The following is a 12,981-nucleotide window of genomic DNA, read 5'->3' as shown; positions in this document are numbered from 1 at the left end:
CTTCTAATTTTTTTATTTCTGTAATTAATTAAAATTCTTATGCTTGGTGTTATACAATAGCTTAAAAACCTAATAGTCTAATGATATAATAAATTGTCTAGAAAAAGGAGTAAAAATAATGGCCGCAAAATCTAAAGATGCTTCAAAAAATACTGAAGAAGAGTTAACTGACATCCCTGACGTTCTGAAACCTGGCAAAAAAGGTGAAAGCACAGATGAGTTAACTGAAAGTTATTTTGCAGTTTCAGTACTCCGTGATTTCGTTCTCCCCGATCTGTTGGACAAAGATACTGTGGAACTACTATACTGGGCTGGAAAAAATCTGAGCCGACAATTAATTCTTGATATGTCGAGTCTTCCAGAATTGTTTTCAAAAGCTGGTTTGGGCAAGCTAGAGATCACTAAGCAAACCAAAAACAGTTATCAATATACCTTGACTGGTCCTGAAGTAGAACAACGTTTTAATCTTAACAACGACAATCCAGAATTCTCGCTCGAAACCGGAATAATTACTGAAACTGTCGAAAAAACTATTGAGGCTTTCTGTTTGGGCACATACACTGTCAACAGCAAAGCAAAGAGTGTTTCAATTAAAGTTCAAATTGATCGAAACTAAAGTTTACAACAAAAAAGATGCTTAGGCAAAACCGCCTAAGCATCTTTTTTTGTGCAACTTATTGAATTAATAAATTAGTCAGTGTAACCATCAAGAATCTTAGCAAGTTGAGCTTTGCTATGGAAACCAGTCAACTTTTCAACAACTTCGCCATCTTTTTTGATAACTAGTGTTGGAATAGCCATAATTCCAAATGATTCTGGAGTCTTAGGGTTAGCATCGACGTCCATCTTTGTAAACTTAACTGCGTCATTTTCGTCTGACAATTGTTCAATTACTGGTGATTGCATACGACATGGACCACACCATGTTGCCCAAAAATCTGTAATTACGACGCCATCTTTTGTTTCTTCTGCAAAATCCTTATCTGTTAGTTCATCAACCATAAGATCACTCCTCTTTATACTCTGTCCATAAAATATTAACACTTCGCTACTTTCCAGGGAAACATTTTGTTTCGAGATTACAAATCAACGATTGTTGCGCCTGAACCACCGGAACTAGCTGGTGCATATCCGAATGACTTAACACGTGGATTACGTTGTAAGTACTTTGTAACACCTTTTCTAATCACACCCGTACCAAATCCATGGACGATCGTAACTTGATTGTATCCGGCAAGTAAGGCTGAATCAATATACTGATCAAGCTCTGTCATCGCTTCTTCATATCTCTTACCACGTAAATCTAGCTTACTTGATAATCCAGTACTCTTAGTTCTTCTAATCATTGTTGGCTTCTTCTCAGCTTCCTCTGGCTTAGCATCAGTCTTCTCCAAGTCATCTTCTGAGAATTTCATCTTCAATATACCTAGTTGAACTTCATATTGGTCGTTCTTATCTTTACGAACGATTGTACCGATTTGACCATATGTCAAAGCTTTAACTTCATCGCCAACTTTAAGTTGTTGCTTACGTTTGTTTCGTCTAAGGACTTTATTCTTCTTAACTGCTTCATCTTGATGAAGATTCTTCAAACCAGTCTTGGCAGAAATAATCTGATCTTCCTTAACAGCCACACCATCTTGTTCTAATTTACGCAAACGATCAATGATCTTATCAGATTCCTTACGTGACTTAGAAACAATTTGATTAGCCCGAACCTTGGCTGCCTGAAGCTCAGATTCCTTAGAATTATCTAATTCTGTACGCTTCTTCTCATAATCATCTTCAATTTCTTTGTTATGAGTAAGTTGAGAACTAAGATATTCATTTTTCTTTTCAAACTCTTTACGACGATTTTCAAGATCTTTGATCATATTGTTCAAGTCTTGGCTTTCACCACTCATCAAACTTTGTCCACGATCAACGACTTCTCGATCCATGCCTAATCTAGCCGCAATATTAAAGGCGTTACTTGATCCAGGAATACCAATCATCAAACGATAAGTTGGCTTCAAAGACTTCTCATCGAATTCCATCGAAGCATTGATCGTATCAGTTGTATTGTAAGCATAAACTTTCAATTCAGGATAGTGAGTCGTTGCCATAATGACACAATTTGATTTGGATAATTTCTCCAAGATGGCAATTGCAATCGCTGCACCTTCTTGAGGATCAGTACCAGCACCTAACTCATCGATCAAGACCAAACTACGATCAGATACCTTGTGCATAATATTAATAATATTATCCATGTGAGATGAGAAAGTACTTAAATTTTGTTCGATTGATTGTTCATCACCAATATCAACGAATATTTCATCGAAGACAGAGACTTGACTCTCTTCATGAGCAGGAATGAATAATCCCGCTTGAGCCATTGCTTGAATTAATCCCAAAGTCTTCATTGTGATAGTTTTACCACCAGTATTAGGACCCGTGATCAACATTGTCTTGAAATCATCACCAATTTTTATATCATTCGCAACTACACGATCTGGATCAATCAAGGGATGTTTGGCTTCTTTTAGATCCACAACGTGATTATCCGAGATCAATGGTTCAGTTCCCTTGATTTCATTACCATATTTAGCCTTAGCATTAATCAAATCAAACTCACCTAAAACTTCGTTATTCTTGACAATATCATCGATTTCCGGACGTACCAGATCAGACAATTGATTCAAGATTCTAATTTCTTCAAGTTTCTCTGATGTTTGTGCATCGTGTAAACGATTATTAAGCCCTACAACAGCTTCTGGCTCAATATAAAGGGTTTGGCCACTAGCACTTTGATCGTGTACTACACCGCCAAATTTTGCACGGTACTCCGTTTTAACAGGAACAACGAATCTATCATCACGTAATGTCACAATAGCTTCACTCAAATACTTCGTACCTTTACCACGTGTGTATCGTTCCATCGAACTTCTGATCTCATCATTTAAACGACTGATTTGTTCACGAATATATTTGAGGTCTTCAGATGCAGTATCCAATACTCGACCCGTATCATCGACCGACTTAGTGATCCGTGATGTCAGACTGGGATTATCGATCAAGTTTTCATTCAAATCATATAATTGTCGTAAATCAACTTGATCATCTTTTAATTTTTCAAAAAATGCTTTTAATTCACTGGTATTCTTTAGAACTTCGCCAATCGATGCAAGTTCAGTTCCATTAAGATTACCATCTTTTTTTAACCGATTAGCCTGATCATGCAGATCAGCTAACTTTCTAACCGGAATTTCTCCCTTAAGACGGACAATATCCATTCCGTCTTTTGTTTGGTCGATCAAACGTTGAACGATCGACTCAACTGACATGGGCATAAGCTTCTTAAGAAGAGTATTCCCACGTGAAGTGATTAAGAACCTGCCAATCTCAGCTTTGATCTTGTCAAACTCTAACACGTTTAAAGCTTTATTATTCATATCTACTCCCTATACCTATAAAAGAAGGCTGAAACAAAATAAATTGTTTCAGCCCAATTATTAAATTTTATATCCATAAACCAGTTAACATCGAAGTTAGACCTGGTGTGCTTCTAATCATTGTTGAAGCTACAAATGAATGTTGCAATGCATTTTGAATGCCACTTACAGGAATCATTGCAAGTATTAAGAGAACCATGAAGACTGCAACGTAAGTAACAATCAATCCCAGAATTCCCCCACTCAACAAATTAACATCATTAAACATTGGATAATAAGTCAGACGCTTAAAATATAGTCCTGCGAAACGCACAATTATCCATCCGATAAAGCACACAAAGATAAAAGCAAAGGCACGATAAAATGCATCATCCAATCCCATCCCTACTTTAGTTGAGAAGAAAGCAAATTCACTTCCTAAACTAGCAGAAGGATAAGGAACAATCATTTCAAATTTTGGTCCTAATGCTCTGAAGGACAACAAGGCGATTCCAAAGAAAATCGCATATCCAACTGTAAAAAATGCTTGCATAACTAGTCCACGTCGGGCACCAACGTAAAAACCATAGACTAAAAATAAAATTAGTAACAGACTCAGCATTATATCCCCTTAAATAAAAAGTTCCAAAAACCATGGATCAATAAATAACTCGATCCATGGTCATTGATAAACTATTGATCTTGACCGTCATCTGACGTAAAAGTATTTAAAACTTCTTGAACCATATCCCATTCCTCTGGGTCTTCAATAGGAAGAAGGTCTCCGGCAGTAACATCACCGTTTTCATCTGGTTCAAATGAGTAAGCTTGAAGTTCTACTTCATCAGAATCCTCATCTGCTTTGGGATATAGAAAGACGTAAGACTTACCATAATCCTCTGAATCAAAAGTAAAAAGAATTTTATAAGTTTCCTCAGTACCCTTGTCATCACTTAGTGTAACTTCATCCAAATCTTTTGGTGATTCTGGATTTTCATTCATAAATATCACCTCAAACAGGTCTTCAGACCTGCCCTATTCTTTTGTTAATTTGCCTTTTGAATCGAGATAATTTTGTAAAATCATCTCAGCGGCAATTTTGTCGATAACTTTTTTTCTTTTACTGCGCGAAACATTTGCTTCATCAACTAACATTCGTTCAGCTTGAACAGTAGTTAGCCTTTCGTCAATAAAATCAACTGGCAAGTTAAATTTATCTACTACCATCTGTCCATATTCACGGGATTTTTCAGCTCTAGGTCCTTCGGTGTTATTCATATTTTTAGGTAATCCCAAAACAACTCCTGTTGCTTGTTTTTCCTTAATGATCTCACCTAATCTATCCAAACCAAAGTCTTCCTTATCCTCATTGATTCGAATGATCTCTACACCTTGGGCAGTCCATCCCAATAAGTCACTTACAGACACACCAACGGTTCTGGATCCGACGTCTAATCCTAATAACCGCATTTATTTACCTTCATTGAGATAACTTTTAACTAATTCTTCAATTATCTCATCTCGTTCGTGTTTTAAAATCAAGTTTCTAGCGTCATTATGACGTGGAATGTAGGCAGGATCACCAGACAATAGGTATCCAACAATTTGATTAATTGGATTATAACCCTTTTCTTCTAGTGATTGGTAAACACTTTGCAATGTCTCTTTGACGTCCTTGCCTTTATTTTCATTAAAATCAAAACTCATTGTTTTATCAAGTGAACTCATGGCAAACCTCCATATAGCAAAAATTTAAGTGACCAGAAAGATTCATTACAATTATAGCCCACTTTAATAAGATTTAATAACATCTTTGGCTAATTGTAACGCATTTGTAAGACCAGCCGGATTTTTACCACCAGCTTGAGCCATATCTGGGCGACCACCGCCGCCACCTTGAATTTCCTTTGCAATCTTCTTGATCACATCTCCAGCTTTGACACCACGACCTTGAGCATCCTTGCTAACAGCTACAACAAGACTAGCTTTTTGATCAGCACTACCACCTAATACCAAGATATCAGATGTCTGATCATTCTTCCATTTATCAGCTAATTGTCTCAATGTTGCCATGTCAGCTGGAATTGCATTCGCAATAACTTTGAAATCATTGATTTCTTCAACTTCATTGAAGACCTCAGCTGATTTTTGACTTGTAAGTTTGACTTTCAAGTTTTGATTATCACGAGCTAATGCTTTGTTATCATCAACCAATTGAGCTGCACGAGCTGGTACATCTTTCAATTGATTGACTTTCATATTTCTAGCTGTTTCTTGTAATAATTGTAATTGATTGTTTAAATATTCGAATGCTTCTTCACCAGTTACAGCTTCAACTCTTCGGATACCTGATCCAATAGCTGATTCTGAAGTTATCTTAAATAATCCTAGTTCAGAAGTATTACGAGCATGTGTACCACCACAGAATTCAGTTGAGTAATCGTCTATTTCAACAACACGTACGATATCACCGTACTTTTCGCTGAACATGGCAATTGCACCCTTTTTCTGTTTGGCCTCTTCAATTGGTAATACTTCGGTTTTAACAGGAATAGCATCCCAAATTTTTTCGTTAACGATTTTTTCAAGTTGACTAATTTGTTCATCAGTTAGAGCTTGATTGCTATTGAAATCAAATCTGAGATAACCCGGTTCAACCAATGAACCGGCTTGATGAGTTCTGTCACCAACAACTTCACGTAAAGCTTGATCTAACAAGTGAGTTGCCGTGTGATTATGACGAACTTTTTCACGGAAATCTCCATCAATCTTAAGTTCATATTCGCTATTCTTATTTATAGCACTTGAGACAGTAACGATATGAATATTTTGACCATTTGGCGCGTGCTGAACATCAGTAACTTCAGCCACTTGATTGCCGCTCATATCATAGATACCACCAACATCAGCAACCTGACCACCCATCTCAGCGTAGAATGGTGTCTTATCAAAGATTAATTGTGCTTGACCATCACTGACAGAATCCATCTCTGAATCATTTACAATGATATCTTTCAATGTAGCTTTAATTTCGTTGTTATCATAACCAACGAACTCACTCGGAGTTTTGATTTCCATCAAAGTTTCATCTTGCATACCCATTGATTGTAAAGTTCCACGAGCTGAACGTGCGCGTTGCTTTTGTTCTTCCATGTTCTTCTTGAAACCATCTTCATCGACATCAAGACTTTCATCATGGGCATACTCTCGAGTCATTTCCAATGGGAATCCGTAAGTATCATAAAGTTTGAAAGCGTCGGCACCGTCAATGATTTTTTTATTACTTTTATGAAGAGAATCAATTATACCATTCAATAGTGATAATCCATCATTAAGTGTTTCAGAAAAACGTTTCTCTTCTAATTCAATTGTTTTAGCAATAAATTCTTTTTGTTGGCTAACTTCAGGATAGTAGCTGTCCATGATTTGACCAACGATTGAAACTAGCTTGTATAAGAATGGTCCATCGATACCCAACTTCTTACCATTAAGAACTGCACGTCTGATCAAACGTCTGATAACATAGCCACGGCCTTCATTTGAAGGTAACGCACCATCAGCAACAGCAAACGAAACCGTTCTGGCATGATCAGCGATAATCTTAAATGAGACATCGTCTTCTTTACTTGCGCCATATTTGCGACCATCGCTCAACGACTCAACATGGTCAATAATTGGCTTGAACAAGTCAGTTTCAAAGTTAGTTTTTGTACCTTGAAGAATGGAAACCAATCGTTCTAGTCCCATACCCGTATCAATATTCTTATGTGGTTGTTCAACATACTTGCCACTTGGTAAGTGATTTAATTCTGAGAAGACGATATTCCAAACTTCAAGATATCTTTCATTCTCTCCACCAGGATAATTCTCTGGATCGTCCTCAGCCAAATTGTTAAAGCTTTGTCCACGATCAAAGAAGATCTCTGAATCAGGACCACATGGACCCTCACCAATATCCCAAAAATTGTCTTCTGTTTTTAAAATGTGATCTTGAGCAATACCAACTTCTGCCCAAAGTTTTTGAGTTTCAGTATCCTTGGGATAAGTTGTTATATATAGTAAATCCTTGTCCATATCTAACCAATCTGGACTTGTTAAAAATTCAAATGCCCAAGGAATAACTTCTTCCTTGAAGTAATCACCAACTGAAAAGTTACCAAGCATTTCAAAAAATGTTTGGTGACGTGCCGTTTTACCGACATTTTCAATATCGTTTGTACGGATACACTTCTGAGCATTAGTGATACGTGGATTCTTAGGAATCACAGTACCATCAAAATATTTCTTTAATGTAGCCACACCAGAGTTGACCCACAATAATGTTGGATCATTGACTGGTACTAGCGATGCACTAGGCTCAATCGTGTGACCTTTTGTTTGAAAGAAATCCAAGAACATCTTTCTTATTTCAGCACTTGATAAATTTTTCATTTTTACTCCCCTTAAAAAAAGAGAAAATCGTTGCATAACCAAGGACGCTACTGCGCGGTACCACCTTGTTTGCAACGATTTTCGTTAGCCTCTCAACAATTATCTATTTATATTTTAATTGGCAGCATCTAACGAACAACAACCTAGGCGTTCACACTAATTAGCCCTCTCTGATAGGGTTGACAGTTAGATATATCCAATGAAAATATTAACTACCGATGGAAAAAAAGTCAACTACTAACTTCCACGACGTTTATCTCTTTGCGCCTTCATAGCCTGACGATTCTTGATACGGGTCTTTTGACGTTTATCAGTTGAAATAGCTTGTCTAATTCTCTTTTTATAACCTGGCTTTTTCTTAGTCTTTTGTTTTTTAACGAATCCGACTAATTTTGGCTCAAGTTTTTCTTGTGTAGCATGACGTTGAGTACGACGATCTCTATCATAAGCTTCAACGATTTCACCATTCTTCAAATCCTTTGGTAAGAACTTGATTCCCATGTGTTCCAATTCAGCAATTTTGTTTTCTTCACCAGGATTATACAAAGTAATGGCAATTCCAGACATCTTGTTACGTCCAGTTCTACCGACACGGTGAATGAAGAAATCCAAGTCATCGGGGATTTCAGCATTAATAACATGTGATACACCATTGATATCAATTCCACGGGCTGCCAAATCTGTGGCAACAACGAATTGATATTCCATGTTCTCAACTTGTTTCATGACACGTTTTCTTTCACGAGGACTCAATCCACCATGAATTCTAGCTACCTTCAAGCCCTTAGACTTTAAGTAGTTATAAATTTCATCCACCGACTTCTTAGTATTGGCAAAAATAAGTGCCAAGTATGGTGAACCCAAAGTCATGAGTTGATAAATCATTTCTTTTTTGTCTCGTCCGTGGGCAAACATCAACCAGTTATCAACATTCTTAGCGATAACACTAGAATTCTTGAGTTCGACACGTTGTGGACCCTTCATGTACTTCTTCAAGAATGGTTCTAATCGCTGTGGAATTGTAGCTGAGAAGACCATCATTTCATGATTATCAGGCATCTTGGCAGCAATATGATCGATATCATCTAAGAAGCCCATATCTAATGTCATATCTGCTTCATCAACAACAAAACGTTGAACATCATCAACATGCAAGTCATTCTCACGAATCATATCCCATAATCTACCAGGAGTTCCGATAGCAATTTGAGGTTGATGTGCATCAAGCTTTCTCTTTTGACGGTCACGATCTGCACCACCAACATAAATAAAAGCATTGTATTCTTCTGGATAATTTTTAAGGATAGCTTGTGTATCCTCATAAATTTGGTAAGCCAATTCTCTACTTGGAGTTGCAATCAATGCTTGGACCGTCTGATCCTTAGTAATTGCATTCAAAATTGGCAATAAGAAAGCATGTGTCTTACCAGAACCCGTTTCTGATTGGACAATGATATCTTTCTTCTTATTAACAAGTGAAATTACAGCTTCTTGAACCGGTGTTGGTTCATCAAAACCTATCTCCTTGAGCGATTTATTTATCGCATCATTAAAATTGTATTGTGAAAATTTAGTCATCTATTCACCCTTCGATTTGAAATCTTCAACGATTTCAATCAATTCCTTAAACATTTGGTTTACTTCATCCAAATCCTTAGCATTTGCGCCACTAGCTAATGGATGTCCACCACCATTGTGTTCCTTAGCTAACCCATTAATAATTGGTCCTTGTGAACGCAGGTGCATTCTAAAAGTACCATCGTCTTTTTGAACAGCCTCTAACCATGAAGTTACTTCGTTCAAACGACCTGGTGTAGAAACTACTGAATTAGCCTTTTCTTGGTTAATACCCAATTTTTTCATTAAATCTAAATCGATAACAGCCATCGCTGCACCTGACTTATCAACATTTAGGCGATTAAACAATTCACCTTGTAACTTGGCTTGTGCCAAAGTGATTTCATTCATGTTCTGATTAATACCAGAAAAGTTAATACCTAGATCAACTAGTTTAGCAGCAATATTCAATGTGTGTCCCGTAGTAGCTGGATACATGAAGCGACCAGTATCCCCTACTATACCAGCATATAAATAATACGCAACGGATTTAGTCAAAGTAAGTTCATCAGTTGAATCAATTAAGTCAGCAATTATCTCTGAACATGAACTTGCATCAGTATCAACAAATAATTGATCACCATATGGTTCATCATTAGGATGATGATCGATTTTGATCAAAAAATTACCACTACTGAAACGTTCATCATCAACACGTGGAGTATTTGCGGTGTCAACGGAAATAACCAAGGCTCCATCATAGTCGTCATCACTAACTTCGTCCATGGTCGACAACCATTTGAGTCCTTCAGCATTCTTCCCACCAATCAAAACTTTTTTATCTGGATACGCTTGGCGTAATGCTGTTGCAAGTCCTGCTTGCGAGCCTAGCGCGTCAGGATCCGGATTCTGATGGCGCAAGATAACAATCTTATCATATTTTTTAATTGTTTCGATAATATCTGAAAAACTATTCATTTATTTCCCTCCGAGGTAAATAACTTTAATGAAACTTCTTCATAAGATAAAGAATCAAGATTGGTAAGTGTAATACCAAGTAACCTTATCTTTTGATCACTTATGTCTAATTTATCATAAATCTCTTTAGCAATACGATATATTTCACCTTTATCTTGCACATAATCTTGAAATGTCATGCGTTTAGTAATTGTTTCAAAATCAGAATTACGCAGTTTTAGAACAACTGTTTTCCCATGTTGACGTTGTTTCTTTAAATCCTTACTGACAAGATCTGCCAAAAACTTTAACTCTTTTTCAACTTGTTCCTTCAAAACCAAATTCTGATTATAGGTTCTCTCACGACCGATAGACTTACGAACACGATGTCCTTCAACTGAAGCATCATCGATTCCATGAACTCTCCGAAACATCACATAGCCCATTTTACCAAAGGTATTAATGAAGACATCTTGATCCAAGTTCTGTAGATCACCACCGGTGTAAATGTCCATATCATGTAATTTTTTTTGCATTGCTTTGCCAATTCCATTGAATTTTTCAACCGGAATTGGTTTCAAAAAATCCTCTGCATATTGTCCTAATATTATCGTACGACCAAATGGCTTGCGATAATCAGATGCCATCTTGGCCAGAAACTTATTATATGAAATACCAACTGAACAAGTCAGATGGGTTTCACGGATAATTTTTTGCTGGATATAATTAGCAACTTTTAATGTATTCGGCTCATTTAACTTATTAACCGTCACATCAAGGTAAGCTTCATCTAAGGCTACAGACTGATAATTATCCGTTACTTCCGCAAAGATACTATGAATGTAATCTGAAGTCTTACGATACAATTCAAAATTTGGCGGAACTATTACAAGTTTATCACGAGGTATAAGTTCTATAGCTTGCTGTGCCGGCATGGCCGAATGAGCTCCATATTTTCTAGCATTATAATTGGCTGTAGTAACAACTCCGTGATGATGGTTCTTCCGTGGATCAGGTGCTACGATCAAACATTTTTTCTTATATTGTGGATGTTCGCGTTCTTCCACAGAAGCGAAAAAAGCATCCATGTCAACATGGATGATTTTTCGATTTTCTTCAATTCTAATTGGTATTTTTAAAAATCCGATAGTGTAGCACCACCTAGTCTAGTCGTCCCAGACCCATGAATTACCCTCACGTTCAAGCAAGGTATCAGCTGCTTCTGGTCCCATAGTTCCACTAAGATAGTTAGGAAAATCAGGTTCTTCAGCATCCCATTGTTCTCTTACAGCATCAATATACTTCCATGTGCTTTGAAGCTCATCCCACAATGTGAAGTGAACATGATCACCAGCAAGAATATCGATGATCAAACTCTCATAGGCCTCACGAGCGTTGTCAAAATATGTCTTATCTTCTGGGAATTTGATAAAGTCTTGGTTTGCTTCAAGATAATCAATTCCGTTGATCAAAATACTGTGACCATCTTCTGGCTCAATTAATAAACTAACAGTTGTATTAGCTTTGATACCTAGGTCTGCAACTTTTTCATTAAATACAATATCTATTCTTGAAGATTTAGCAGGCATACGTTTTCCAGAACGAACGTAGAACGGTGTCCCATTCCAACGATCATCGCTAAATTCGATTCTTCCAGCAACATATGTCTCAATATTAGAATTTTCATCAACGTTATCTTCATCACGATAGGCCTTTTGGTCACCCAAATTGTCAGTATCGTATTGTCCACGAACGAATTCCGTCTTAACATCTTCTGGTTGGAGTACCTTCAAGCTAGCAAATAAGTCAGTCTTAACTTTATGAACAGCTTCAGCACTTAATTCCTCTGGCTTATCCATCGCAATTGATCCAATAATTTGCATGATGTGATTTTGAATCATATCACGTAAGGCACCAGATGTTTCATAGTAACCACCGCGATCTTCAACACCAAGTGATTCACCCAAGGTAACTTGAATGTTTGAAACATACTTACTATTCAAAGCTTCTTCAAACTTAGGATTATTCAAACGAATTTTCGAAATTTCTTGAATCATCTTTTTGCCTAAATAATGATCAATTCGATAAACTTCATCTTCTGGGAATACTCTTGATAGTGAATCGTTCAATTCAGTTGCACTTGCCAAGTCACGGCCAAAGGGTTTTTCGATAACCAAACGGTTATATCCGCCTTCAGTCTTCAAACCTTCTGACTTAATGTGTTCTGCAACTGTACCGAAGAATCTTGGTGCTATTGCCATGTAGTAGACACGATTATGACCTGCGTCAAACTTATCATCAAGTTTGGCTGCTAATTCCTTCAAAGCAATGTAATGTTCTGAATCATTAACATTATGTGATTGATAGAAGAAATGTTGTGCAAAAGCAGTCATTTCTTCCTTGTTGTCGTCGATGTCCTCTAGTGAAGTTATAACCGTTTCACGGAAATATTCATCACTCCATGGACGACGTGCAGTACCGATCACTGCAAAGTGATCTTTTAACATTCCTGCTTGATACAGACGATACAATGCAGGATAGAGCTTTCTGTGAGCTAAGTCACCAGAACCTCCGAATATAATAAAAACTGCTGATTTTTCTGTTGCCATTTTCCAAACCCCTT

12 protein-coding genes are annotated in these 12,981 nt (G+C 37.0%); 1 reads left to right on the top strand and 11 read right to left on the bottom strand.

The annotated features are described in order from the left end of the window. Positions 1-118 precede the first annotated feature (118 nt). Positions 119-616, top strand: a complete 498-nt coding sequence (locus EKM68_RS10750; RefSeq protein WP_125590615.1) for a DUF2507 domain-containing protein — start codon at positions 119-121, stop codon at positions 614-616. Positions 617-690: 74 nt separating this feature from the next. Here EKM68_RS10750 and trxA read toward each other — a convergent pair whose 3' ends face one another. The 11 genes from trxA to zwf form a co-directional block, all read right to left on the bottom strand. Continuing rightward, a complete protein-coding gene (gene trxA / locus EKM68_RS10745; RefSeq protein ID WP_125590613.1) occupies positions 691-1,002 on the bottom strand; it encodes a thioredoxin in 312 nt (103 codons plus the stop codon). 77 nt (positions 1,003-1,079) lie between these two features. Beyond that, entirely contained in the window at positions 1,080-3,434 is a 2,355-nt protein-coding gene (locus tag EKM68_RS10740) for an endonuclease MutS2 (protein WP_125590611.1), read from the bottom strand. A gap of 67 nt (positions 3,435-3,501) precedes the next feature. Beyond that, positions 3,502-4,035, bottom strand: a complete 534-nt coding sequence (locus EKM68_RS10735; RefSeq protein ID WP_125590609.1) for a CvpA family protein — start codon at positions 4,033-4,035, stop codon at positions 3,502-3,504. Positions 4,036-4,106: 71 nt separating this feature from the next. Continuing rightward, positions 4,107-4,415 carry a DUF1292 domain-containing protein gene (locus EKM68_RS10730; RefSeq protein WP_125590607.1) on the bottom strand — a complete coding sequence of 103 codons (309 nt, stop codon included), beginning with the start codon at positions 4,413-4,415 and terminating at the stop codon, positions 4,107-4,109. 33 nt (positions 4,416-4,448) lie between these two features. Next, positions 4,449-4,883 carry a Holliday junction resolvase RuvX gene (ruvX, locus tag EKM68_RS10725; RefSeq protein ID WP_125590605.1) on the bottom strand — a complete coding sequence of 145 codons (435 nt, stop codon included), beginning with the start codon at positions 4,881-4,883 and terminating at the stop codon, positions 4,449-4,451. Then, positions 4,884-5,141, bottom strand: coding sequence for an IreB family regulatory phosphoprotein (locus EKM68_RS10720; RefSeq protein ID WP_025023696.1), 258 nt, complete (start codon positions 5,139-5,141; stop codon positions 4,884-4,886). A gap of 63 nt (positions 5,142-5,204) precedes the next feature. Then, positions 5,205-7,844 (bottom strand): alanine--tRNA ligase, encoded by a 2,640-nt coding sequence (gene alaS, locus EKM68_RS10715; protein WP_125590603.1) that lies wholly within the window; start codon positions 7,842-7,844, stop codon positions 5,205-5,207. Positions 7,845-8,081: 237 nt separating this feature from the next. Continuing rightward, positions 8,082-9,422 carry a DEAD/DEAH box helicase gene (locus EKM68_RS10710; protein ID WP_125590601.1) on the bottom strand — a complete coding sequence of 447 codons (1,341 nt, stop codon included), beginning with the start codon at positions 9,420-9,422 and terminating at the stop codon, positions 8,082-8,084. Next, positions 9,423-10,379, bottom strand: a complete 957-nt coding sequence (locus EKM68_RS10705) for a DHH family phosphoesterase (RefSeq protein WP_125590599.1) — start codon at positions 10,377-10,379, stop codon at positions 9,423-9,425. After that, entirely contained in the window at positions 10,376-11,506 is a 1,131-nt protein-coding gene (dinB, locus tag EKM68_RS10700) for a DNA polymerase IV (RefSeq protein WP_263853647.1), read from the bottom strand. Before dinB ends, EKM68_RS10705 begins: the two co-directional genes overlap by 4 nt. An 18-nt stretch (positions 11,507-11,524) precedes the next feature. Next, on the bottom strand, positions 11,525-12,967 hold the full coding sequence (gene zwf, locus EKM68_RS10695) for a glucose-6-phosphate dehydrogenase (protein WP_125590595.1): 1,443 nt from the start codon (positions 12,965-12,967) through the stop codon (positions 11,525-11,527). Between the last annotated feature and the right edge of the window lie 14 nt (positions 12,968-12,981).

This window comes from Companilactobacillus jidongensis, from assembly GCF_003946575.1.
In the GTDB taxonomy this organism is placed as follows: Bacteria; Bacillota; Bacilli; order Lactobacillales; family Lactobacillaceae; genus Companilactobacillus; species Companilactobacillus jidongensis.
This window is presented reverse-complemented; position numbering and strand designations above follow the sequence as displayed.